The sequence below is a fragment of the Erwinia sorbitola genome (assembly GCF_009738185.1).
GTDB lineage: Bacteria > Pseudomonadota > Gammaproteobacteria > Enterobacterales > Enterobacteriaceae > Erwinia > Erwinia sorbitola.
In genome coordinates, this window is sequence record NZ_CP046509.1 from 986,635 (window position 1) to 1,012,240 (window position 25,606).

Annotated in this window: 22 protein-coding genes; 18 read left to right on the forward strand and 4 right to left on the reverse strand. The window is 49.7% G+C overall.

What is annotated here, in order from left to right; all coding sequences use genetic code 11:
* The first annotated feature begins 3 nt into the window (after nt 1–3).
* Complete coding sequence (gene narI, locus GN242_RS04405) at nt 4–681, forward strand: respiratory nitrate reductase subunit gamma (protein WP_154753643.1); 678 nt, start codon at nt 4–6, stop codon at nt 679–681.
* Nucleotides 682–760: 79 nt separating this feature from the next.
* On the opposite strand, the gene mutS is transcribed toward narI, so the two are convergent.
* The 3 genes from mutS to GN242_RS04420 all read right to left on the reverse strand — a co-directional run bounded on the left by mutS (nt 761) and on the right by GN242_RS04420 (nt 5,134).
* A complete protein-coding gene (gene mutS, locus GN242_RS04410; protein WP_154753644.1) occupies nt 761–3,316 on the reverse strand; it encodes a DNA mismatch repair protein MutS in 2,556 nt (851 codons plus the stop codon).
* Nucleotides 3,317–3,762: 446 nt separating this feature from the next.
* Nucleotides 3,763–4,239: a hypothetical protein gene (locus GN242_RS04415; protein WP_154753645.1), complete on the reverse strand. Its 477-nt coding sequence runs from the start codon at nt 4,237–4,239 to the stop codon at nt 3,763–3,765.
* Nucleotides 4,229–5,134 (reverse strand): winged helix-turn-helix domain-containing protein, encoded by a 906-nt coding sequence (locus GN242_RS04420; RefSeq protein WP_154753646.1) that lies wholly within the window; start codon nt 5,132–5,134, stop codon nt 4,229–4,231. Before GN242_RS04420 ends, GN242_RS04415 begins: the two co-directional genes overlap by 11 nt.
* Before the next feature lie 878 nt (nt 5,135–6,012).
* Here GN242_RS04420 and GN242_RS04425 point away from each other — a divergent pair.
* The 11 genes from GN242_RS04425 (at nt 6,013) to GN242_RS04470 (ending at nt 16,572) form a co-directional block, all read left to right on the forward strand.
* Nucleotides 6,013–6,543: a fimbrial protein gene (locus tag GN242_RS04425; protein WP_154753647.1), complete on the forward strand. Its 531-nt coding sequence runs from the start codon at nt 6,013–6,015 to the stop codon at nt 6,541–6,543.
* A 72-nt stretch (nt 6,544–6,615) separates the two neighbouring features.
* Nucleotides 6,616–7,155 carry a fimbrial protein gene (locus GN242_RS04430; protein ID WP_154753648.1) on the forward strand — a complete coding sequence of 180 codons (540 nt, stop codon included), beginning with the start codon at nt 6,616–6,618 and terminating at the stop codon, nt 7,153–7,155.
* Nucleotides 7,156–7,269: 114 nt separating this feature from the next.
* Nucleotides 7,270–9,816 carry an outer membrane usher protein gene (locus GN242_RS04435; protein ID WP_154753649.1) on the forward strand — a complete coding sequence of 849 codons (2,547 nt, stop codon included), beginning with the start codon at nt 7,270–7,272 and terminating at the stop codon, nt 9,814–9,816.
* 30 nt (nt 9,817–9,846) lie between these two features.
* On the forward strand, nt 9,847–10,593 hold the full coding sequence (locus GN242_RS04440) for a fimbria/pilus periplasmic chaperone (RefSeq protein ID WP_154753650.1): 747 nt from the start codon (nt 9,847–9,849) through the stop codon (nt 10,591–10,593).
* 34 nt (nt 10,594–10,627) lie between these two features.
* A complete protein-coding gene (locus GN242_RS21700; RefSeq protein ID WP_230320735.1) occupies nt 10,628–11,257 on the forward strand; it encodes a fimbrial protein in 630 nt (209 codons plus the stop codon).
* Nucleotides 11,258–11,764: a fimbrial protein gene (locus GN242_RS04445; protein ID WP_231617130.1), complete on the forward strand. Its 507-nt coding sequence runs from the start codon at nt 11,258–11,260 to the stop codon at nt 11,762–11,764.
* A gap of 14 nt (nt 11,765–11,778) precedes the next feature.
* Entirely contained in the window at nt 11,779–12,267 is a 489-nt protein-coding gene (locus GN242_RS04450) for a fimbrial protein (protein ID WP_154753651.1), read from the forward strand.
* Nucleotides 12,264–12,824 (forward strand): fimbrial protein, encoded by a 561-nt coding sequence (locus GN242_RS04455; RefSeq protein ID WP_154753652.1) that lies wholly within the window; start codon nt 12,264–12,266, stop codon nt 12,822–12,824. Before GN242_RS04450 ends, GN242_RS04455 begins: the two co-directional genes overlap by 4 nt.
* Nucleotides 12,825–12,834: 10 nt before the next feature.
* Nucleotides 12,835–13,662: an MrpH family fimbial adhesin gene (locus GN242_RS04460; RefSeq protein ID WP_154753653.1), complete on the forward strand. Its 828-nt coding sequence runs from the start codon at nt 12,835–12,837 to the stop codon at nt 13,660–13,662.
* Between the two features lie 262 nt (nt 13,663–13,924).
* Entirely contained in the window at nt 13,925–15,367 is a 1,443-nt protein-coding gene (locus GN242_RS04465; RefSeq protein WP_195918381.1) for a PglL family O-oligosaccharyltransferase, read from the forward strand.
* Between the two features lie 140 nt (nt 15,368–15,507).
* Nucleotides 15,508–16,572 carry an FKBP-type peptidyl-prolyl cis-trans isomerase N-terminal domain-containing protein gene (locus tag GN242_RS04470; protein ID WP_154753655.1) on the forward strand — a complete coding sequence of 355 codons (1,065 nt, stop codon included), beginning with the start codon at nt 15,508–15,510 and terminating at the stop codon, nt 16,570–16,572.
* 19 nt (nt 16,573–16,591) lie between these two features.
* On the opposite strand, the gene GN242_RS04475 is transcribed toward GN242_RS04470, so the two are convergent.
* Nucleotides 16,592–17,479: a LysR family transcriptional regulator gene (locus tag GN242_RS04475; RefSeq protein WP_154753656.1), complete on the reverse strand. Its 888-nt coding sequence runs from the start codon at nt 17,477–17,479 to the stop codon at nt 16,592–16,594.
* 123 nt (nt 17,480–17,602) lie between these two features.
* On the opposite strand from GN242_RS04475, the gene GN242_RS04480 reads away from it, so the two are divergent.
* The 6 genes from GN242_RS04480 to pncC all read left to right on the forward strand — a co-directional run bounded on the left by GN242_RS04480 (nt 17,603) and on the right by pncC (nt 25,578).
* Nucleotides 17,603–18,547: an amidohydrolase family protein gene (locus GN242_RS04480; RefSeq protein WP_154753657.1), complete on the forward strand. Its 945-nt coding sequence runs from the start codon at nt 17,603–17,605 to the stop codon at nt 18,545–18,547.
* Between the two features lie 165 nt (nt 18,548–18,712).
* Nucleotides 18,713–21,439, forward strand: a complete 2,727-nt coding sequence (locus GN242_RS04485) for a DUF2339 domain-containing protein (RefSeq protein WP_154753658.1) — start codon at nt 18,713–18,715, stop codon at nt 21,437–21,439.
* Nucleotides 21,429–22,802 carry a DUF3999 family protein gene (locus GN242_RS04490; protein ID WP_197094763.1) on the forward strand — a complete coding sequence of 458 codons (1,374 nt, stop codon included), beginning with the start codon at nt 21,429–21,431 and terminating at the stop codon, nt 22,800–22,802. The genes GN242_RS04485 and GN242_RS04490 overlap by 11 nt, the downstream gene beginning before the upstream one ends.
* 245 nt (nt 22,803–23,047) lie before the next feature.
* Nucleotides 23,048–23,497 (forward strand): RcnB family protein, encoded by a 450-nt coding sequence (locus GN242_RS04495; protein ID WP_156286977.1) that lies wholly within the window; start codon nt 23,048–23,050, stop codon nt 23,495–23,497.
* A gap of 194 nt (nt 23,498–23,691) precedes the next feature.
* Entirely contained in the window at nt 23,692–24,771 is a 1,080-nt protein-coding gene (gene mltB, locus GN242_RS04500) for a lytic murein transglycosylase B (protein ID WP_154753661.1), read from the forward strand.
* A 312-nt stretch (nt 24,772–25,083) separates the two neighbouring features.
* Entirely contained in the window at nt 25,084–25,578 is a 495-nt protein-coding gene (gene pncC / locus GN242_RS04505; protein ID WP_154753662.1) for a nicotinamide-nucleotide amidase, read from the forward strand.
* Nucleotides 25,579–25,606: the final 28 nt, after the last annotated feature.

Sequence of the window (25,606 nt, forward strand, 5' to 3'; positions counted from 1 at the left end):
ATCATGGAATTTTTAAATCGTTTTTTCTTTGATATTTATCCTTATCTGGCCGGAACTGTGTTTCTGGTTGGTAGCTGGCTGCGATATGACTATGGGCAGTACAGCTGGCGGGCAGGCTCAAGCCAGATGTTAAGTAAGAAGGGGATGCGCCTGGCATCTAACCTGTTCCATATCGGGATTATTGGCATTCTGCTTGGGCACTTTGTCGGTCTGCTGACGCCCCATTGGGTGTATGAACCGTTTCTGACCGCAGGGGAAAAACAGCTGCTGGCCATGGGAGCGGGGGGAGTCTTCGGTGCAATGACGCTGATTGGCGGCGCACTGCTGCTTAAACGCCGACTGACGAATGAGCGGGTGCGTGCCACCAGCAGTTTTGCCGATATTATGATCCTGACGCTGCTGGTGGTTCAGGCTGCGCTGGGGCTGACCACAATTCTGTTCTCGGCACAGCATCTTGACGGCAGTGAAATGCTGAAGCTGGCGAGCTGGGCACAGAGCATCGTGACCTTCCACGGCGGAGCATCGCAGCATCTTGACGGTGTGGCGATTATCTTCCGGCTGCATATGGTGCTGGGAATGACGCTGTTCCTGCTGTTCCCGTTCTGCCGCCTGGTGCATATCTGGAGCGCGCCGGTAGAGTATCTTACCCGCCGTTATCAGCTGGTGCGTAACCGCCGCTGATACTCAGAATTATTTGTACAGAAAAGCAAAAGGGCGGCCTGTTATCAGGTCGCCCTTTTTGGTGCTCAGAGAGTGAGATTTACACCAGAGACTTCAGTCGGTACAGCCACTCCAGCGCCTGACGCGGCGAGAGTGAATCCGGATCCAATGCCTCCAGAGCTTCTACCGCTGGTGAGATTTCTTCCACCAGCAGCGGCAGCTGTGAGCCATCTGCTTTCGTCGCTGCGGCGCTGCCGGATAACGCTTCCAGCTCTTTTAACTTCTGACGCGCGCGTTTGATCACCTCTTTTGGCACACCCGCCAGGGCGGCTACGGCCAGACCATAGCTCTTACTGGCGGCTCCTTCCTGAACGCTATGCATAAAGGCGATGGTGTCACCATGCTCAACCGCATCCAGATGCACGTTTGCCACGCCCTCAATCTGTTCCGGCAGCGTGGTCAGCTCAAAATAGTGAGTGGCAAACAGCGTCATCGCCTTAATACGGCTGGCCAGACTTTCTGCACAGGCCCAGGCCAGCGACAGGCCATCATAGGTTGAGGTTCCACGACCTATTTCATCCATCAGCACCAGACTGAGTTCAGTGGCGTTATGCAGGATATTGGCGGTTTCAGTCATCTCAACCATAAAGGTTGAACGACCGGATGCCAGATCGTCAGCCGCTCCTACGCGGGTAAAAATGCGGTCGATTGGCCCAATAACTGCTTCGGTGGCGGGAACAAAACTGCCGATGTAGGCCATCAGGGTGATAAGCGCGGCCTGGCGCATATAAGTACTTTTACCGCCCATATTCGGGCCGGTCACCACCAGCATCCGTCGCTGCGGAGAGAGCGACAGCGGGTTGGCGATAAACGGCTCTTTCAGTACCTGTTCGACCACCGGATGGCGGCCGCCCGTCAGCTTGATTCCAGGTTTATCGCTCAGTGTCGGGCAGCTGTAGTTCAGCGTCCAGGCACGCTCTGCCAGATTGCTTAAAACATCCAGCTCGGCCAGCGCCGCCGCACTCTCCTGTAAGGCTTCAAGATGAGGTAACAGCATATCGAATAGCTGATCGTACAACGCTTTTTCAAGCGTCAGCGCCTTACCTTTCGAGGTCAGAACCTTATCTTCATACTCTTTAAGCTCCGGAATAATATAGCGTTCAGCGTTTTTCAGCGTCTGGCGGCGTACGTAATGGATTGGCACAAGGTGGCTCTGACCACGGCTGACCTGAATGTAGTAGCCGTGCACACCGTTAAAGCCGACCTTCAGGGTATCCAGACCCAGCTTCTCGCGCTCGCGGATCTCCAGGCGATCCAGATAGTCAGTTGCGCCGTCCGCCAGCGCACGCCACTCATCCAGTTCTGCGTTGTAGCCGGGAGCAATCACGCCGCCATCACGAACCAGCACCGGCGGTGACTCAATGATCGCGTGTTCCAGCAGTTCACGCAGTTCGGTGAATTCGCCCATTTTAGCGCGCAGGGTTTGCAGATGTGCGGTCTCATTATGCTCCAGCTCGCTGTTCAGCAGTGGTAGCTGCTGGAAGGCGTGGCGCATACGTGCCAGATCGCGCGGGCGCGCCGTGCGCAATGCCAGACGCGCCAGAATACGCTCAAGGTCGCCCACCTGACGCAGCAGCGGCGTTAGCCCCTCATTCAGATCCTGCAATGCGCTGATACTCTGCTGACGTCGGGCAATGACCTGGGTATCACGTACCGGCATATGCAGCCAGCGCTTCAGCATGCGGCTGCCCATCGGCGTGACGGTTTTATCCAGTACCGAAGCGAGAGTATTTTCAATACCCCCGGAGAGATTCTGAGTGATCTCCAGGTTACGTCGGGTGGCCGCATCCATAATGATGCCATCCTGCTGACGCTCCATGGTCAGAGCGCGGATATGAGGCAGCGAGGTGCGCTGGGTATCTTTAACATACTGCAACAGACAGCCTGCTGCGCGCAGCGCATGGTGCGCCTGTTCCACGCCAAAACCACTGAGATCGCGGGTGGCAAATTGCAGATTCAGCTGCTGACGAGCGGTATCCAGCTCATACTCCCACAGCGGACGGCGGCGCAGGCCGCGACGGTTTTCAATCAGCGCCATGGCGGAAAAATCTTCCGGGTAGAGCAGCTCTGCCGGATTGGTGCGTTGCAGTTCGGCAGCCATAGTTTCGAGATCGGTCGGTTCTGCTAAACGGAAACGACCGGAGCTGATATCAAGCGTGGCATAGCCAAACCCGCGCGGGCTCTGCCAGATAGCCGCCAGCAGGTTATCCTGGCGCTCATTTAACAGCGCTTCATCACTGATGGTGCCGGGAGTAACAATGCGCACTACTTTACGCTCAACCGGGCCTTTACTTAATGCCGGGTCACCGATCTGCTCACAAATCGCCACCGATTCGCCCAGCTGCACCAGTTTTGCCAGGTAGTTCTCCAGCGAATGATAAGGTACGCCCGCCATCGGGATAGGTTCTCCGGCAGAGGCACCTCTCTTGGTGAGTGAGATTTCCAGCAGCTGCGAGGCTCGTTTAGCATCGTCAAAGAACAGTTCGTAGAAGTCGCCCATACGGTAGAACAGCAGGATCTCAGGATGGTCAGCCTTCAGGCGCAGATACTGCTGCATCATCGGTGTGTGCGAGGATAAATTTTCGGTGTTGCTCATAGGGTTGAATGCTCCAATCCATTGAAAATCCTTGCCACCTCAGGCTTTCGAGATGATGAAGCAGACAGGCAAGGATAAGGCTGACATGGGTGAAAACCGGGTCTGGCGCGTGAATGACGGCATAACAGGTATCAGGACATTTTCTGCCTCTATATTATCCCAGCGAGTAACTCGCTGTCACAGGTAAAAGTTCGAGGATCACCTCAATTTGTGCCTGAAATGATGAGTACGGAGCGTGCTTTCTGACTAAATGAGTTTAAGAGAGAATTTTCGGCTATAACCGGAAAGGGGAGTGATGCCAGATAGGCTCTAAGGTGACGGGCTTAAACACTGAGATTGTATGCGTCAGTTGCTTCCTCCGCTATTGACGCATCAAACCAGTCCATGTGTTTGTTTTTTTCTGTAGAAATAATTTTAATTAATTCTACTCTACGAACAGCCTTTTTCTACAATGTGGAAAATGAAAAACGTTCCTTAGTGCGTTCTCTCTTTTTACAGGTGAAAAAAATGGGATTTACCGGCCCTGAAATAATATAATTATTATTAACCTTACTAAATTTCATCTTAGTTGTTTCCCAAGTTAAGAATAGAGGAAGATTCTCATCGGTTTCGTCAGGTTCTTTTTTTATTGAATAGAATTCACCCTGCCTTTTATATGAAAAATCTACCACGGTATTGATTCTTTTTTGATCGTAATTGTCAATATAACTTCCTTCGATGATGATAAATCCTTCATTTTCGTTGCTAAAATCAATATATAAATAATAAAGTCCTTTTGCATTTTGATCATTTTCAATGTCATTAACGTTTAGCTTTGCAACACATGACAATTTTTCATGGTTCATATTGGTAAAATAATAGCCCAGAGCAGGTGCTGATGTAGCAGTTAATAAAAAAATTAACCATATAAGACTACTTTTCATTTTTAAGTACCGAATAGTAAAAGTTCTCACAATAGGGATGAACTGCATCGGGGCAGTATGAGAGCGTATCTTCTTTTAATCGTCCGCCGGAGACGTCACTCCTGATGTTTATTGAAAAATATATTTTTGCGCTTTCACTGCAGTCTATTTTATTCTCTGACACTATAACTTCAGCTCTTTTAATCAAGTCACTCTTAGTCATCTCTTTCGTACTCTCATTGATAGTAAAAACTGTGCATAGACCCAGTTTTTTAATTTCATCCATTGGAGGTGCATCTGCAATTAAAGTACCTCTAAGTAAAAAAAAATAAAAAAAGATAAACAGCATGACGGTTATAGATGTTTTTTTTGCACTCAAGGATGCTGCGGGTTTGTAAAATTTTCTTTTAAAAATGGAACTGGAATCACTGTTATTATTCTTCGCTGAGTTTCTTTCTTCTACTTTTGCGTCATCGCTGTGAGGTAAAGAGTATTTCTCTGAATTACTAATGTTATGCTCACGTTCTGACTCTGGTGGATCATTGGCATTTTTATCCTCAAGTTGTGCTTCTGATGCTATCACCTGTATTGATGTAGCGGAAAAGCTAAAACCATATTTTGGGATGGTGATAATTAATTTATCCTCCCCCAGATGAGATAGTTTTCTTCGTAGTATTGAAACATAGTTATTAAGATTGTTACTGGAGCTATTCAGGGCTCGTGATTCCCAAACTTCAAGCAGCATAAATTCTCTTGATAGTGCTTTACCATTATGAGCAATAAACAGCGCAAGAATTTCGCTTGAGAAACGCGGGATCCGCATGCGAAAAGTTACATCCTCCTCATTAGTTTTACTGCTCCAAATAGTATTCTCATAGTAGTTGAAGTGAATGCTGTTGTTAATTGTGTAAATCATAAGGTTAGATTCTTAATTTAGTTGATGTTGGTGTTGTTTGTGTTTTGATGTTTCTTTTGGAGTGTATATGGTGCCTATATATCGTTAATTTCCAGATTGTGACGTAAAATGATTTCTTTCCCTTACATAATAAATGAAGTTGATTTTTTATCTGTAGCACTACGATAACTATTTTATAGTTAAAATTGATTTTATATTGGGTTTTATTGGTTTGTTTGTAATAAATTACAAAGCTGTTGTCAATTAAAATATTATAATTTCAACGTTGTTAATAACCATTTTCTATAAACGGTTTGAAATCTATACCTGTGAAAAAGTTACATCTGTAGTCTAAATCTGATTGTTTTTTAAGTTTGTTGTGGATTGTGGGTTTTCATTCTACTGAAAATAAGATTATTTAAGATTATTCTGTAACTTTGTCGATGTTAACTGTAATGTTCAACACTTGGCAGTCGGGTATCTTTGCAAAGAACCAGGGGTAATGAAAAGGGTTTTATATTATTAATAATTATTGATATATCTATAAATGATTTAATATTTATGCTTTTTTAACACAAAAGCTATATTCTCGTTTCGCTTGGTTGTAAAATCTATCGCGATTTTATTTTATAGCATAAAAATCTGTAATTATTGTTTTTTCTTTATTTTGTTCCTGTTTCTTTCAACCCCGCATAGAATAAGCCCCAGAAATGCTAATGCTCAGGAGCACCTTACAAACTAGATATACGGTGACGTCATCATTACTGACACGTTGCTATCATTTAGATGTAAGGCTCCACATAAGTAGTTCTGTAATGCGCTCTGGAGAGTGTAGTGTAAGAAATATTGTTCGCTTTCACGGCTGAATAGCGAATAGGGAAAATTAAGGAAATTTATATATGAAACTGAATAAACTGGTTATGGCTTTGGGCTTTGGTATTGCTATGGTTGCTGGTAGCGCAAATGCTGCCGATCAGAGTCACGGTTCTGTTACCTTTAAGGGTGCAATTATTGATGCACCATGTTCAATTGATTCTCAGAGTGTAGATCAGACAGTTAATCTGGGTCAGGTATCAAGCTCTACTCTTGAAGAAAATAAAAATACTGGGACCTCTATCCCTAAAAACTTCCAGATAAATCTGGAAGGTTGCTCCCTGTCAACGGCCAAAACTGTATTAACCACCTTTAGTGGTGCTGAAGGTGCTAATGGCCTGTTAGGGATTACTGGTACTGCTAAGGGCGCCAGCATTGCGATTACTGACGGTACCGGTAGTACGATTGAACTGGGTAAAGCATCCAAGCCTCAGGGCATTCAGGATGGTAATAACACCCTGGTCTTCTCTGCATATCTGCAGGGTGACGGTGCTTCTGCTGCAATTGTCCCGGGCGACTTCACTAGCGTAGCTGACTTCACTCTGGCATACCAGTAACTCCGCCTTGATTATCAATGCATGCGGGTTACCGCATGCATTATTATCCAACGGTGAGGCTGGAATAGAACTATGACATATAGATTATTGATATCCCTGGTCTGTTTTTTTTTAGTGATACCGCTAAGTTATGCCAACTGGTCTACTCCGGTTAGTGCATGGGGTCGGGTTAATATGCAAGGAGCCATTATTGAAACGGCCTGCGCAATTGATACTCAGAGCCGTGACCAAACTATCGATATGGGTGTCTTGCCTATTAGTCAGATTGCTCGCGATGGTCGCGGGTTAGCGCATGATTTTGCCGTTCAATTAGTTCAGTGTTCTTTAACTCGTCATAATTCATCATTGAAAAACTGGCAGCACTTCAAAATTACTTTTGATGGCCAGAATGATTCTGGTTTATTTTCTATTAATGGTCAGGCTAAAGGTGTGGCGCTTGAAATAATCGATAGCAATGGCTTTGTAGCATCGCCCGGTAATCCACTACCTGTCAGCAATATTTTGTCCGGAAACATGCAGTTAAACTACTCTTTACGGTTAGTTAGTAATAAGCAAGCGTTACGCCCGGGAAATTATTCATCGGCATTACGTTTTAAAATGGACTATTACTGACGTTATTTTATTTGATAAGTCTTAAATGAATTTCATCTATTGACTCTCCTGGTTCTATAAATATTTTAAAATAAAATCATCAGGCGTCAGTGGTATTAAAAAGGTCAATGGATTATGACTTTATCTTATTTTAACTTGCTTCCTTCGCGTCCACATATTCTTGGGGTCTGGATTGCCTTTGTTCTTAGTGGTGGCGTTATCAGGGTACATGCAGATAATATCCAGTTTAACACTGACGTTCTCGATGTAAAAGAACGAGAAAATATTGATCTCGGCCGGTTTTCCCGTGGTGGGTTTATTATGCCTGGAAATTATAACATGGCGGTAAAGATCAATACGCAGGAGTTACCAGAACAGGAAGTTTTGTTTATTCCACCTGAAAGCGATTTAAACGGAAGTGAAGCCTGTATCAGCCCGCAGCTGGTTGAACAGTTTGGCTTAAAACCGGCTGTACTGTCAGAGGTTGCCTGGTGGAATGAGGGCCAGTGCCTGGTCGTTAGCAGCCTGCCTGGTTTGACAGCACGCGGTGAACTGGGCACCTCTACGCTATATATCAACCTGCCGCAGATATATCTGGAATATACCTCTGCTAACTGGGATCCACCTTCGCGCTGGGAAGCGGGTATTCCGGGGCTGTTGTTGGACTATAACGTGAATACCCATACGCAACGTCAGCTTAAAAATAACAGTCAGAGCTACAACCTGAGTGGTAATGGCACCGTCGGTGCCAACCTGGGGGCGTGGCGTCTACGCGCCAACTGGCAGGCACGCCTCGATCATCAGACAGGTTCCGGGCAGCCGACTAAGCGTAGCCTGGACTGGAGCCGTTATTACGCCTACCGCGCGATCCCACGCCTGCGGGCGAGGCTGACGATGGGGGAGGATTATCTGACCTCGGATATTTTTGACAGCTTCCGCTTTGCCGGGCTTAGTCTGGTGAGTGACGATAATATGCTTCCGCCAAACTTGCGTGGTTATGCGCCTGAAGTCACTGGCGTAGCGCGTACCAACGCCAAAGTTGTTATTAGCCAGCAGGGGCGTGTATTGCAGGAAACCTATGTGGCGGTAGGGGCATTCCGTATTCAAGATCTTAATGATGCGATATCCGGGCGGCTGGATATTCGTGTTGAGGAACAGGACGGCAGCGTACAGGAGTTTCAGATGCAAACGGCCAGCATTCCGTATCTGACCCGCCCCGGCTCACTGCGCTATAAGATCGCTGCGGGCAGGCCATCGGACTTCCGGCACCGGACTAATGGTCCATTATTTACCACCGGTGAGTTTTCCTGGGGTATCAGTAATGGCTGGTCAATGTATGGCGGTGGTGTGGTGGGTGGTGATTATAACGCACTTGCCGGCGGGATTGGGCGCGACTTAATGATGCTGGGCGCATTATCGTTTGATATGACGCACTCGCGGGCCAGTTTACCGCACGAAAAAAGCGCGTTGAGCGGCAGTTCCTATCGTATGAGCTATTCCAAGCGTTTCGATGATTATGACAGCCAGGTAACATTTGCTGGTTATCGCTTCTCTGAGCGCAAATATATGACTATGGGAGAATATCTGGATGCCCGCACCTATGGTACCCGGCCGCAAAGTAGTAAAGAGATGTACACCATCACTTTTAATAAGCAGTTCCGGGATTTAGGTTTGAGCGCCTATCTTAACTATAGCCATCAGACCTATTGGGATCGGCCCACTAGTGATAACTATAGCCTGACGCTGTCACGCTACTTTGATCTTTGGCGCTTTAAAAACCTGAGCCTGTCACTAAACGGCTACCGCAATAAAAACAACGGTAGAAATGATGATGGTATGCATCTTTCTTTGTCGATGCCATTTGGTCGCCGTGGATCGATAAGCTATAGCAGTTCGCTGAATCGTAATGATAATTCCCATCAGATGAGCTACCACGACAATGTTAATGGGCATGACTACTATCAGGTCAATTCGGGTGTTTCCCGCAGTGGCGTGATGGCCAGTGGTTCATACACTCATCAAGGGGATTTGTCGCAAATAGGCGTGAATGCCAGCTATCAGGAGGGACATTACACCTCAGTAGGCTTGTCCTTACAGGGCGGTGTAACGGCGACGGCGAAAGGCGCGGCACTACATCGCGCTGGTAGCCACGGTGGTACGCGGATCTTAGTGGATGCCGATGGCGTGGCGGGCATTCCTATTCGTGGCTCTGGAGCGGCAACCCGAACGAACCGTTTTGGTAAGGCAGTGGTGTCAGACGTCATCAGCTACTATCGCAACAGGGTCAGTATTGATTTGGATCGCTTGCCAGATAACGCTGAAGTAACGCGCTCTGTCGCACAGGCTACGTTAACTGAAGGGGCCATTGGTTATCGCCGTTTTGAAGTGGTTGCAGGGGAAAAAGCGATGGCGGTGATCCGCCTGGCGGATGGCTCCTACCCACCGTTTGGCGCTTCTATTTTCAACCGTAAGCAGCAGGAAGTGGGCATTGTTAACGACGGCGGCAGTGTGTACCTCAGCGGTATGAATGCTGGGGAACAGATGAGTGCGCACTGGGCCGGTTCCGAACAGTGCGTGATTGACCTGCCGCTAGTGCCATTAAACCCAGGCGTTAGCGTGTTACCTGAACTGCTGCTGCTGTGCCACCAGCCAATTGATAAGAGCAGCGAACCGGAGCAGTAATTTCAACCATGGAATTTTAACGAGATGAATATGAAAAAGTTAACCCTAAGAACAATACCCATCTTCAGTACGCTGCTGTGTGTTTTAGCCGCGCCTGCGGCCCAGTCTGCCATCGCCCTTGACCGTACCCGGGTCATTTATGACGGTGCTCAGAAATCGGTGAGTATGAACGTAAGTAATGAAAACAAGCAACTACCTTATCTGGCACAGGGCTGGATTGAAGATGCATACGGTAAAAAGATCACTTCCCCCTTAACGGTATTACCACCGGTGCAGCGTATTGAACCCGGTGCTAAAAGCCAGGTGAAAGTACAAGGGTTGCCGGCGGCGAATTCTCTTCCGCAGGATCGCGAATCGCTGTTTTATTTTAACCTGCGTGAAATACCGCCGCGTAGCGATAAGCCCAATACGCTGCAAATCGCGCTGCAAACGCGTATCAAGCTGTTTTATCGACCAAAAGCATTAATGCAGACTGCTAGCGAGACCGCTTCACCTTACCAGGAAAAAATCACTCTGACTAAAGTGGGTGATAAGTATCAGGTCAATAACCCGACGCCTTATTTCGTCACTATTGTTGATGGTAGCAGCAGTATAAAAGGTCAATCGGCGAAAGGGTTTGAACCGTTGATGGTTGAACCTAAAGGTTCGGCAATGTTAACCACCAGTGCATTGGGCAATAGCCCGGTACTTACTTATATCAATGACTACGGTGCCCGCCCGCAGCTTAAATTTAGCTGTAAAGGCAACAGTTGTCTGGCCTCGCGGGTGAAAGAGTAACAGTAGAACGGAAAGGTACTCAAAGGAGCACCAGATGCAACAAGCACAATGGATTGGTTCCACTTACCGATATTTAAGGCGGCGGCCGCTCACCACGTTTGCAGCGACAATAGTGCTACCGTTGGTATTAAGCGGTATCGCACACGCGTCAGATAATTGGGAGGTTGATGGGGCTAACGGCGTACTGCGAGTCCATGGCGCACTGACTGAAAGCGCCTGTCGTCTGGAAATGACCTCAGCCCGGCAAGATGTTGACTTAGGGGATACAGCTAGCGGTCGGCTACGTAAACCTGGGGCACGTGGTACACCCGTGAAGGTCGAACTGGAGTTATTAGACTGCTTACCTTCTCGCACCCACAACCGCGACCTTCGCAACGGTAATCTGTTGTGGAGTGCCAGCCAGCCAGCGGTCTCGGCTAGTTTTATTGCTCCAGGGGATGTGGATAATCCTCAGTTGATAAAGGTACAGGGTACCAAAGGCCTTGCATTACGCCTTACCGATCGGCTCGGGCGGGATGTAAGCCTGGGCAGTCGTGGGACACCACTCTGGCTTACCCCGGGCCAGAATATCTTGACCTATACCATAACCCCTGAAAGAACATCAGCTCCCCTGATGGCCGGAGCTTATTGGGCGCAGGTTAACTTCAGGCTTCATTATGACTAGGTGGGTAAAAAAGTGCAGCGATATTTACTGATGCTAGTTTTGGGCACGATGTTGCTGGTAAGTAGCTCTTTAGCCGTCGCTAATACCGTTGCGTTAGTAACAGTATTAGCTTATGTGACTAAACCTTTAGACTGCGTGATTAACAATAACCAGGCCATTGAGGTTGATTTCGGCAATGAGGTTATAACCACTAAAGTCGACGGTAGGAACTACATGCAGGAAGTGAAATACACACTGCGTTGTAGTGGTGATACAGTCAACACTTTAAAGTTGCAGATACAGGGTGAGCCAGCATGGTTTAATCCTGCAGTGCTGGCCACGGTACAGCAACGTGATTTAGGTATTGAAATTTGGGCTGATGGCATCATTCTGCCAGCGAATAGCTGGTTGAACTTTACCTATCCGAATGTACCTCTGTTATCTGCAGTACCGGTCAAACGCTCCGGTTCTACGCTGAGTGCCGGCAAGTTTTCTGCGGCAGCAACCATGAAAATCGATGTTCAATAAGCAGGAGGCGTTCGATGAGCAGATACTGGGTTATTATGCTTTTTTTGCCAGGAATTAATGCCCTTGTTCCAGCACGCTCGGCAGATAATATGAATTTCCACGGTACGTTGATTTCACCACCGTCATGCACCATTAATGATGAAAGCAAAATTGACGTGAATTTTGGTGAGCGGATTGGCATCAATAAAGTTAATGGCGTGAACTACCGGCAAACGGTGGATTACCGCATTCGCTGTGATGCCAGTGCCGGGAAATGGGATATAAGTCTGTGGTTAAAAGGTACCCGCACCAGCTTTGATGAGGCCGCAGTACAAACCCAGGAAAGGGCCGATTTAGGGATCCGTCTGTATCAAAATGGCCAGCCGTTTATTTTAAATAAGGCATTACCGATTGATCCGAAAAATTTACCTGTATTGGAAGCCGTGCCGGTGAAAGCTCCAGGGTCAGCGTTGACGGAAGGAGCATTTGAAGCATTGGCAATGCTAGAGGTAGTGTATCAATGATAGATAAACTGACAATAAAACGCCGGTATCGATACCCATTACCGATATATATAATCATATTGATATTATTGTTACTGAGCCAGTCGGTGCGCAGTGCGGTTAATATGCATCTTTATGGTGCTTTAGTTGCCGAGCCCTGTGTTATTCCTCCGGGGGAGGAAAATATAACGCTGGATTTTGGGGCGGTAATTGATAAATACCTGTATATAAATAATCGAACACCAGGGCAGGCGTTTGTTATTAATTTAACGCAGTGCGACCTGAGTCTGGGTAATGTAGTTGATATCACGTTTACTGGTAAAGAGAGCCCCAATTTAACCGGAATGCTGGCGCTGGCCCCTGAAAGCCAGGCATCTGGCGTTGCTATTGGTATGGAAACACCGGATGGTAATTTTTTACCGCTTAATAAAAAGGTGCAATCCTATCCTCTGGCGGCAGGGACTAGTGCTGTTACCGTCCATGCCTATCTGCAAGGTGAGCCTGCAGCAATTATCAATGAAAGGATTGTGCCTGGGCCGTTCAGCGCAGTGGCGACATTTAATTTGAAATATCAATAAAACTTGGTAAATGAAAATGATAAAAAAAACGATATGGTTTGTTTTTTTCTATGTGGTTAGTATTACTACTGTGCATGCTAAACTGTACCCCGTTTATTCTCATGAAACGACTTATCCGCATGAAGTTATGGGTCATTACAGACTTGCTTACATAACTTTTGTCGAAGTTGGTTCTGTCGCTGAATTTATCCCGAGAAAAGGTAATGATATAGTGTGTCTGGCGCGTAAATCTCATAGCCCCGAAGGCTTTCCTTATGCATCGTGTATATATGGTAGTAGTGCGAGAATAGCGCCTGGCGAGGCACTCGGAGAGGTCGCTCGCCGTGCATATTCCGAATTATCGTCATTTGAAATCAGTCGTACTGGTAATCTAGGGGATCATTGTATAGGTTTTATGGCAGTTAATAAAGATTTCGGACATATTAACTGGTGGGACACCGTGGACTCTCCAGTGGGAACCTGCATTTCACCGACTGCCAGTAATGAGCGGTGCTCATTGAGCTCCCCTGATTTAACACTTAATCATGGCAATATTTCACTGAATAACACTGAAGGACATTCGGTCGCAAGCTCGATTGATATTCACTGTACAGGCAATGTCACTGTAAAGATCAAGCTTATGCAGAAAGATGATTGGGAATTTTTACCCAATGGGAACGATTATATCCCGTTAACACCCAGTGGGAAAGCTTATATCACTATTAATGGGAGATTGCCTTGGTCGAATTTTAATTTACCAGCGGGGAAATCATCGCTAACCATTAAAGACAGACTATCTGGTCTTAACGCGGCGGGGATCCATTATGGCTCGGGCATAATGATCTTTGAAATACTTTAATTTGTAAATAATATGGACTGGCCAAATATTTACTATTAGTTGAGTTTTAAATATGCTTTTCAAATCACGCTATCTGGCGCTAATTACGCTATTGAACGCTTCGGTACTCTATTGGCCAAACCGGGGGGGCGGCGGGTTTTATCTGCCCGTTAATATGGTTCTAGGCATATGGGTTAGCCTGCTGGTAGTCGCCAGTTTTATATATCGTAACTCGGGGTTGAATTACTCATCGTATTCGCTTTGGCTACTGTACGGCGGCGTTATGCTGATGATATTACCGTTGCTGGGCGGTGATATAGGCGAGTTCAGTGCTATTACCTCACGAATGGTGGGTTTAGGCCTGGGCCTGGCATTCTATTTTGCCCTGCTGCAATACCGCTTCACCCGGGCGATGCGTGAATGGGTGATTCGCAGCTGCTTATTGCTGGCGCTGGTGCAGGCCGGATTGGGCGGTGCTCAGTATTATCTGTTCTCAGTGGATAATTTTATGGGCTATGACACCCTGTTGAACCGCCCTTATGGCATTTTCCAGCAGTGGAACGTTATGGCCAGTTTTATGGCAACAGGGCTGGCACTGGCGCTCTATTGCTGGATGCCAAAAAGTGGCGTGGTGCTGACCCGCTGGGTGGCGTTGGCGGCTGCAATGATGCTGGTGATGGCTCCGCTGCTATTGGTGCTGATTGGTTCACGTATTGGCTTGATGGCCGCATTTTTAGTCACGCCATTACAGCTGTGGGCTCTCTGGCAGTTGGATCGACGTCGTTGTGTCCAGGCAATAGCGCTGATTAGTGCAGGTGTGGCGCTGGCCTGGTTTAGCCAGGTGAGCAACGGCGTAGCGCGCGATGTGATGCAAGGCTCAACCCTCAGCTACCGTTTACAGGTCTGGCAAATCTGTCTGGCGATGATAGCGGAAAAGCCCTGGTTCGGCTGGGGGTATGGACAGTTTTCAACTGAGTTTATCCACTATGCCCACCGCCTGTTGCCAGACACGCTGGAAAGTTTTCATATGCCTCACCCGCATAATGAATTCTTGTTCTGGGGGGTGGAAGGTGGCCTGCCTGGGTTGGCGGCGTTAGGGCTCATCGCGAGTGGTGTGGTGCTGCTGTGTATCAGGCGGATTAGATGCGGATATGGCTGGGCTGGGCGTTTAAGCCGTTCCCCCTGGCTATTAATGGTACCGATCGCGCTGCATACTCAGGTCGAGTTTCCTTTGTACCAGTCGGCTCTGCACGGGATTATGCTGATATTACTGCTGCGGGTGTGTGACATACGTAGTTCTGTATTTATCCGGCGATATAACGTTCAGGGGCTGCGCTGGGGCCTGGTGGGTGCGGCAATGATGTGCCTGCTCTACCTGCATAATGGCCTGTATGCCAGCCAGGTGATTACCACCGTAGAGCGTGAGGGGCTAAAGAATATCGCCCGTTATCAACAGCTGATACACCCTCATCCCTGGCAGCAACGGCAGTCTTATGGTGAACATCTGGCTGGTTTGCTCACTTATGGTCAAAGCCAGCAACATCAGGTACTGAAAGATTATCAGCACTGGGGCGAAAGCTATCTGCGCCATACGCCTGATGTGAATGTTTATATTAATTTGAGCGTCGTTAACCGGATGCTGGGGAATAGCCTGCGCGCTGAACAACTGCGTGCCGAAGCGCGGCATCTCTACCCACAGGAGCGACGGCTGATACCTTCAGGTTAAGAGTGCATTACCTGATTTTTCAGGGAACCGCATGATGTCCGTGGAAAGTAAACGTTGAAAACAGAGAAGCAGAACAATGATGAACCTGAAAATTGAGCATAAAAAAATAGCCGCCGCGGGGAAGGGGGAGAACGGCTGATATGAACCGTATTCAGATGTTCTTGTGGCGCACGGTTGTCTGCACTGTCGGGCTACTGGCCTGGCCGCTAGCCGCAGAAGATAGCGGTATTCCTGCGCTGTTGTTAAATGCCGAACGTTACCAAACCGCGGGCGGTTCCGAATCAGGTACCTCGCCGCACGAAGAGAAGACGTTTCAGTTGAAGCATAAAGGCAGCAAAGCTTCACTTGATTCTCAATTCTCTCTGAGAGAAAGGTACGCACGACTGCATCGCCAGCAGGCGGATCTGGAGGTGTTAAGAGCTGACCTGGCGGATGCTCTGGAAAAAAACCAGGAACTGACTCGTTTAACCACGGAGCATCAGCAGCAAACCACCGCTTTGCGTGAGGAGGTTAAGTTGCTGACTGCGCGGGCCAGCTGGTTAACGCCCGCTGAGAAACTGACCACGCCTCAGATGCAGGAAGCGTATGCCGCAGGCGTTTCTCTGGGTAATAACGTTGTTGAAGTTCAGCAACAGCAGGCTGCGCTGGGGGTGGTAACCGATCGGCAAGTATTGCTGTCAGGGGTGATTGATGCCGTCCTGGGGCAGACCAGACTGGAGCCGGAAGCGTTGCATCAGGCAATGCTCGCTGCTGAATTAAATGCGAAAAATGCTCTGGAAAACACCCTCGCCCGACAAAAGAAGGCGGGGGAAGCCTATATTGCTGAATTCAGTAAGCAGCAGGGCAGCAAGTACTCTCCAGCAGGGTTTTGGTATCGCATTGACTATGCAGGAGATGCCGGGATTCCGGCGACGGCAGTGGTTGATTTAGTGGTTAAAGAGATGCTGACCGACGGTACGGTGATTCAGGATATGGACGATAACGGAGCGGCATTGTCACAACCGCTGGCGCAATATCCGCCTTTATTCCGTGAGGCAATCGGCCTGCTGAAAAATCATGGCTCCATGCAGCTGGTGGTGCCCGCCAGCCTCGCCTACGGTGATGAAGGATATCTGCCAAAAGTCCTGCCTGGCACCACAATGGTCTATCACTTACGCATAGCCGAAATTTCTAGTATTAAAGAGGAGCAGAGTAAGCCTTTATAAACGGGATATATTGCTGATTTCAGATATCCCGTAACTCCCTTATGACCTCCAGAAAGGAAGCCAGCAAAGGGGAGGTGTCATCGCTTCTGTAGATACAATTAAGATCGATAGAGTTCAGCATATTATTTTTCAATCTGCGGTATTCCACGCCGGGTAGTTTCAGGTAGGTTCCTGAGTGCGTGGTAATACCGACGCCAAACTCGCTTGCCACCAGGGTAATACAACTCATTACGTCATCGACTTCATGCTCAATGGTTGGGTACATTCCCTGGCTGCGAAAAGCAGAGCACACCTCATGGCGTAAGCCGTATGGTGCATCATTGGGATAGAGAATCAGGGGTTCGCCCTCCAGATCCTCCAGGCTGATTTCAGAAAGCTGACAGAGTGGATGAGATACATGGAGTGCGACATACACCGCTTCGCGGGATGCCCGGTCAATCGAAATATCGGGATCTGCCGAAGGGAAACGACAAAATCCGATGCTCAACTGGCGTTTATGCAGCGCTGTGATTTGTTCAGCCTTGGAAAGATTATGTATGCATATTTTCACATCCGGCCTGGCCCGATGATAATGTGCGAGGATATGCGGCACGCTTTGCAGCCCTCCAAAATTGAATAGTCCTACATCCAGCCGCCCGCTGTAGCCCTCCGCCGTCTGTACGGTTTGCTCTGAAGCAATATCCGCCAGTTCGAGAATGGTTAACGCATAATCACGGAATGCACGCCCGGCTGCCGTTAATTCGATACCTTTAGGTAGCCGCAGAAACAAACTCACTCCCAGGCTCTCTTCAAGCTGCATGATGGCTCTACTGAGGGGCGGTTGGGTGATATTAAGTCGCTTTGCAGCTTTGTGAAAATTTAGCTCTTCGGTCAGGACAATAAAGGGTTTCAGGTGCTGTAAGTTCATCAGAAAAATATCCCCCACATCAATGCAAAAAAGGTATCGATTAATTGTAATTGTGAATTGGACGGTATCAATTTTCGTATATTACCATGCCCTTATTCTCACGGAATGATATACGAGGGATTTATGAAGATTATTGGTATTGAAGAACATTGGGTTTCCAAAAAATTTGCAGAACTTTATCCGGCAGAAGGTCAGCCGGGCCGGGATGCACCCATTGAGGTTTTGACTGATATCGGGCAAAACAGAATTGATATTCTCGACAAACAAGGCATTGATATTCAGGTGCTGGGGCATGGAATGTTCCCTGCGACTACCGCGTCGTTATCCGATGTACAGGCAACCAACGATCAGGCTGCTGATGCCGTGGCCCGCTTTCCGAAACGCTTTGCTGCCTTTGCAGCGCTACCTCTGTCCAGTGCTGAAAACGCCGCTAATGAGCTGGAGCGTACCGTCAGGCAGTATGGATTCAAAGGTGCGATGATCAACGGCACCATCGACGGGCAATTTCTCGACAATCCGCGTTTCGCGCCTTTGCTGGCAAAAGCTGAGTCACTGGATGTTCCCCTTTATCTGCATCCGGCTTATCCGATGTCGACTATCAGCGACAGTTACTACAAGGGGGGATTCAGCGATCTGGTTGGTTTTACACTGGGTTCAACCGCTGCCGGATGGCACTGGGAAGTGGGGTTGCATGCACTCAGGATGATTGTTTCAGGTGTATTTGACCGTTATCCCAACCTGCAAATTATCATTGGTCATCTTGGTGAGCTGATTCCGTTCTTTTGGGAGCGCATTGAATACTGGCTTGAACCGAGAACTGAGGGATTGAAATATTCTGTGCGTGAGTATTTCAAACGCAATATCTATGTTACCACCAGCGGATATGCCACTACCCCTCCCTTTATGCTGGCACTGGATGTATTTGGTGCAGACAGAATTATTTTTTCAGTGGATTATCCCTTCAGCCCGATACAGCCTGCGGTAGAGTTCCTTAAAAAAATCCCCGTAAGTGAAGTTGATCGCATCAAAATTGCCAGTGGTAATGTGTCAAAGCTGCTTAAGTTATAAAGCAGCCAGAGCGCGTGCTGGTCGCTGCCGGGCACTCTTGAGGATTACCCGGAATTTTTTATCAGGATAAGGCGATCGCTAAGAAAAAAACCGGGACTGAATTATTGCATGACTAACGCCATTCCATGTCAGAATGTAATTATTAACTCACATTGGGATGGTGTCATGGATGAACTTCTGCTGTTCGCCGGGCTGATTGCTATTTTTACTCTGGTGGTAATGCCAATACTGGTGATGATTTCGCTCTCGCGCAGCAGGCGTAATGAGCGGGAACTGGCGCAGCTGAAACAGACGGTAGCGATGTTGCAGCAGAAACTGGCGAAATGGCAGCGCGGTGAAACCGGATCCAGTGGGAAGCCTGAGATTGATCTGCCTGCGGTATCATCCGTCCGGGCAGACGAGAGTCCTGTCCATAATGAATTGCCACCGGCGCCCGTTGCTCAACCGGTTGCACATGCTGCCTCAGTAACAGTGAGCGCCGGATCCGCTAAGTTATCCCAACCTGAACAAGCCTCCCCTCAGATACCGTCTCAGCCGCGTAACAGGCAGCCTGATATGTTTACCGGCATGTTTTCCACTCTGCTGGCCTGGTTTATGAAGGGCAATCCGCTGGCGAAGCTTGGCGTGCTGCTGATGTTCTTTGGCCTGGCCTATTTACTTAAGTACACCGTTGAGCGCGATATGCTGCCGATTGAGCTGCGCCTGGCGGGTGCAGCGCTGGCCAGCCTGGTAATGCTGGCCCTGGGCTGGCGGCTCAGAATCAGGCAGCAGCTCTATGCATTGATCCTTCAGGGCGGAGCCGTGGGGGCACTCTATATCACCGTATTCGGTGCTTTCCGGCTTTATGATTTACTGCCGCATTTGCTGGCCTTTGCCCTGATGCTGGTAATCTGTGCAGCCAGCGTTGGCCTCGCCGTCTTACAGCGCGCCCTGAGTCTGGCGATGCTGGCCAGCATTGGCGGCTATCTCTCTCCTCTGCTGCTTTCTACCGGTGGCGGCAGTCATATTGCGCTGTTCTCCTACTACCTGCTGCTGTCGCTGGGAATTCTGGCGATCGCTGTCTGGCAGCCCTGGCGACAGCTTAACCTGCTGGGATTCGCCTTCTCCTTTGGCGTAGCGGGCCTGTGGGGCATTAATAATTATCTGCCGCAGTACTATCTCAGCTGCCAGCTGTTCCTGATCGCCAATATGGTAATTTTCGGTGTGTTGTCGCTGGGATTATCGCTGCGTACTCAGGTGAAAGGCGAGAAGGTCATCGACGGCGTACTGCTGTTTGGGCCACCGCTGATCGGTTTTGGTATGCAGTACCACATCACCCTGCACTGGGCATTTGGCCCGGCGTTCTCCGCACTTGGCTTCGGCCTGGCTTATCTGCTGCTGGCCTGGGTCGGGCTGCGGCGCTTTCCATCACTGGGGCGTCAGCTGGCTATTTCCGGGCTGGCGCTTGGCAGCGTATTTACCACCCTGGCGATCCCGCTGGCGCTCTCTGCGCAATGGACGTCAATGGCCTGGGCATTGGAAGGATTGGGAATTCTCTGGCTGGGGCAGTCGCAGCGCCAGTCACGCGTTAGCTATAGCGGTACCGGGCTGCTGCTGCTGGCGCTTGGCTCGGCCTTAACTGCCTGCTTTAACGGCATCCATGCGCTCTCATTCAGTCTGATTTTTGCCGTACTTGCCCTGACCTGGCTTGGTGCATCTTGGCTGTGGCGCGAAGCTAATCTGCTGGTGTCGCGCATTCTGCTGGGGGGCGGTACCTGCTGCTGGCTGGCGGCGCTGACTGGCGGTCTGGCTGCCACTCCGCTCCCGGACGCTGACTTCCTGTTCCCATTAGCAGGTCTGATTGCTCTCTCTGCGCTGATCTGGCATCTCGGCAGCCGCCGTCTTGGCTGGTCGGATCTTGCTTATATGCCGTGGTTGCTGTGGCCGGCAATGCTGCTGGTGTTGCTGTACCAGCTGATCATCGATAACTCCCTGCTGGTGGCGGGCTGGTTCAACCTGGTCTGGCTGCCAGTGCTGGCGATAGCTTACGGGCTGCTGAAGCGAGAAGAGGGGAGGGTGAAACCTTATATGATGCAACAGGGGCTGCATTTATCACTGTTCTGGATGCTGCTGGCTGCCGGTACGGAGGTGTGGCACCTTACGCAGAGGCTGCCATGGGGCATGGATGAGTGGCGTATCGCGGCGCTGATGGGATTTATTGCCCTGATCATTCTGTTGCTGCTCTGGGCGGTACGCCGGGGTGTGTGGCCTTTTGCTGCTCATCAACGTCTTTATACCACGCTGGGGCTGCTGCCACTGGCGCCCTGTGCGCTGATACTGCTGCTGTCAGGTAATCTGCATGATGGCGTAATGATTGACTGGCATTATCTGCCGTTGCTCAACCCGCTGGAAGAGGGGGCGTTGCTGCTGATGTTTGCCCTCTTAATGTGGGGGAGCCTGCTGCGTAATCGCTTTGCCGCCGTGCTTCCCTGGAGTAATGCAGCCCTGCGTATTAGCGGGCTGGTGCTCTTGTTCTGGTGGGGCAATGGTCTGGTTATGCGTCTTCTGGCTTATTATTCCGGAATTGACTGGCAGCCAGCGGCTCTGTGGTCGTCGCGCCTGGTTCAGACGACATTTGCCCTGCTGTGGATGCTGAACGCGCTGATAATTATGCTGTGGTCAACCCGCCGTGGCGAGCGCCGGGGCTGGTTTGGCGGCGCCGGCCTGCTGGGTGTGGTGATCGTTAAACTGATTCTGGTTGATAGCGCCAATGGCGGAGGCCTGGCGCGAGCCGTGGGCTTTATCGGCGTGGCGATTCTGGTGCTGATTGCCGGATATTTTTCTCCCCTGCCACCAAAAACCGGACATAAAGATGGCTCTGTAACAGCCAATGAGGGAAAACATGAAGAGTAAGTTAAATCACTGGCTGTTGATGATCGCGCTGTTTCTTTCAGCCAGCGCGACGGCGAATACTAACGAAGTACCAAAAGACTATGCCTATGGCGTACCGCTTATCACCCAGGAGTCAGAGCCATTTTTCCGCGTTATTCTGCCCGATGATGTTTATGAGCAAACGGCATGGCCTGATATGCGCGATCTCCGGGTATTTAACAGCCAGGGTGTAACGGTGCCTTTTGCTCTTTATTCTCAGGAAGCACAGGAAACGCGTACTAAAAGCTGGCCATTGCGGGTTTTCCCGCTCGATGCTCAACCGCACAAGGCCGGTACCCAGCCGCAAATTACACTGAAATCCACAAGCGGCATTGAGGTCACGTTGCCGCTGGATAGTAAAAAGAGTTCAGGGCGCAGCCTGTTGCTGGAAGTACCGCAGGAAGAGGAGGATTATCCTGCGTTAAGCCAGTTAAAGCTGACATGGACACGGTTGCCGCAGAACTGGCAGGCGCGGGTGAGCGTGTTTAACAGCCCGGATTTGAAAAGCTGGAACGAACTGATCGAAGATGCTCCTCTGATGGATCTCACTTCTGGCAGCGATCGGCTGCTGCTGGATACCATCGATCTCCGCGATGGCAGAAATATGCCCCATTCACGTTACTTCCTGCTGGTATTTAAAGATGATGCGCAGCCGGCAGACCTTAACCTCAGTGCGGTCACCGGTATTGCCGTTTCCGGCAGGCCAGCACAGGATTACGTCACCCTTGCTCCTTCAGTAAAAGCGCTGTCACAGAGTGAAGCTGAATATAGCTGGTCATCCCCCCAACCTTTCAGCCGGTTGATCATTAAGCCCGCTCAAAGTAATGCGGTACTGCCGCTGGAGATTGAATATCGCAGTAGTGAACGGGATAGCTGGCATCCGTTGAGCAAGCTGGGGGTTTATAGTGTAGAAGATAAGGAGTCAGCGCCGCTTGAGTTACAGGGAGAGCTGATACAGGCGATCAGACTTAAGGGAATTAACCAGCAGTGGAGCGGAATGCCGCCGCTGGTCAGCGGTCAGCGAGAAGTGCGAAAACTGGTATTTAATGCGCAGGGAAGTTCACCCTTTATGCTGGTGTGGGGAAATAAAACGGCCGCAGCGCAGGCATTGAGTCTCGACACCCTGATCCCGCCGAAAACTCACCAGTGGCTGACTATGCCTTACGCCGGAAAAGCTCAGGTACAGACACTCGGCGGGCGGGAGCGATTAACCGCTACGACGCAGGCCGAGAAGATCGGGCTGTGGCAGAAAGGTCTGCTGTGGGCGCTGTTAATTATTGGTGCCGCAGGGCTGGTGTTACTGGCTATCAAAGTCTGGCGTGAGGTTCAGCGTCAGCCTGAATAACCTGCCGCCTGGTAGTGTCACTGCGGAGACGGCAATGTATAAGCGGGGCAGGTCATGTTTTTTAACAATAATTTCTGTCTGGTTTGTACGACATCACATTATTATCATGAGTAATTGTGCCGGAACCATCTTGCAGTTCGACTCTCTAAGTATCACCGGGTGTTGATGTGTATTGATTATTGCTCTTTTTTGTTTGTTGATTTTGCAGCGGATAGCTGCCAGATAGCCTAATTTTTGGAGAAAATATGCGTAAGTTGAAAGTGGTATTGTGTTCAGCGCTGTTCTCGGCTGCGGCGTTATCCAGCGTCTCCGCCGCATGGGCGGAAGGTGAGCAGAGTGCAGAAACTGCCCCTGAAGTGCAGGCACCTGCCGTTCAGGCACCCGCCGTGCAAACCCCGGAAAGCCAGAATTCGTTGTCGCAGGATCCGCAGGAAGTTCGCCAGCACACTAATCCAAACGATCCCTACGATCTGCAATATTTCTTTGCTGATTTTAAGCGTTTTGCTATCGGTGATGTGGTACCGGAGCTTTATCGCAGCAAAAAGTATGAGATTGTGCAGTGGAAATTGCGTCACCTGCCGGCTCCCGAGGCTGACAGCCACTGGACCTATATGGGAGGCAACTACGTATTGATCACCAATGCTGAAGGGAAAATCCTGCAAGCAAAACAGGGTGATATCTACTACAAACGTTAACTTAACGCTGAACGTGACGCCCGCCAGCCCTGGCGGGACGTTATCACCCGCTTATCCCCTGCTTTTTCTTCCTGTATAAACGCACTCATTTGCGTAAGTTGAGCTTGTCGCATTTGGTAAATCTGCTTAACTCCTCTCCATCAATGCTTTACCATCTGTTTCTGACAATATTTAACGATAAAATGGATATCTTGATGCGTTATCTGGCTTTGCTTCTTCCCGCTGTCGCATTACTCTCCGCCTGTAGCAGCCAGCCGAAGCCGGCCCCGGCGGAACCACACGGCAACCCGTTTAAAGGTAATGGTGGTTTCCTGCTGGAACCATCCCACAGCGGCGCGGTGCTGGGTGGCGACTTTGCTAACAATCAGGCCGCAGAGGCTTTTATTGATAAAATGGTGCGTAAGCACGGTTTTGATCGTCAGCAGCTCCATAATGTGCTGGCTCAGGCAAAGAATCTCGACTGGATTGTGCGGTTGATGGATCGCCAGGCACCTACCACAACTACACAGGGGCCAGTTGGCCCGAACGGCGCGTGGATACGCTATCGCAGCAAATTTATCACCCCGGATAACGTGCAGAATGGCGTGGCGTTCTGGAATCAGTATCAGGACGCTTTGCAGCGTGCAGAAAAGACCTATGGCGTGCCGCCGGAGATCATTGTCGGTATTATCGGCGTGGAAACTCGCTGGGGCCGCGTAATGGGTAAAACACGCATTCTTGATGCGCTGGCAACGTTGTCATTTAACTACCCGCGTCGTGCAGAGTACTTTAGCGGTGAGCTGGAAACTTTCCTGCTGATGGCGCGTGAAGAGGATGATGATCCCCTTGAGCTGCGTGGCTCGTTTGCCGGGGCGATGGGCTACGGTCAGTTTATGCCATCGGCATTTAAGCAGTATGCCGTGGACTTTAACGGAGACGGGCATATCAACCTGTGGGATCCGGTCGATGCGATTGGCAGCGTGGCACACTACTTCCAGGAGCATGGCTGGCTGACCAACGGCACCGTGGCGGTTGAAGCCAATGGTCAGGCACCTGGGCTGGAGAGTGGCTTTAAAACCCGTTATACCGTAGCGCAGCTGGCTGCGGCAGGGCTGACCCCCGTAATCCCGCTGGATAATAATCAGCAGGTCAGCCTGCTGAAATTTGATATGGGTACGCGTTATCAGTACTGGTACGGGCTGCCAAACTTCTACGCCATAACTCGCTATAATCACAGCAACCATTATGCGATGGCGGTATGGCAGCTGGGCCTGGCTGTGAAACAGGCGCGTTAGTTAAATGCTGTTACCCTCTTAAAGCCATCATGTAAGTTACTGCGGCGGCAGTCAGGTTTATCATTACACCGGCTGCCGCTTATACTCGTTATTCAGCCCATCCCGGGCCTCACCCCAATCACTGACCTGAGTAACCACGTCAGGTCTTGCAGCGTTACCGCCTGCTTACCTTATTGATGCCCTGTCTTATTCCTGGTGTAAAAAATCTGATAAAAGCCTGGAAGACGCGCCGCAAAAAAGGCTTTCGACGCCGCGTGAATCACTGAAAAGTGCTACTCTCTTGCTCTTAAAGATCGGGGAGCGGAAAACAACATGACAGATAATGAATTAACCCTGTTGAGCGCTCGTGTTGGCGAAAGGCTGCTGGCCCGCCAAGCGACTGTGACTACCGCTGAGTCCTGTACCGGAGGCTGGATCGCCAAGGTTCTGACGGATATTTCCGGCAGCTCTGCCTGGTTTGAACGTGGCTTTGTGACTTACAGCAATGAAGCCAAACAGCAGATGATTGGGGTGACGGATGCCTCGCTGATACAGTTTGGCGCTGTGAGTGAGCAGGTCGTTGAGGAGATGGCACAGGGCGCGCTGCGCGAAGCCCGGGCGCAGTATGCTGTATCGGTCAGTGGAATTGCCGGGCCGGACGGCGGCAGCGATAGAAAACCAGTCGGTACTGTCTGGTTTGGTTTCGCTTCGGATAGCGGTGAAGTGCTGACGCTGGTACAGCGTTTTAACGGTGACCGCGAGTCCGTTCGTCGCCAGGCCACGGCCTGGGCGCTCCAGACCCTGTACGATCATTTTCTCAAAAATTAAACTTGATACTGTATGAGCATACAGTATA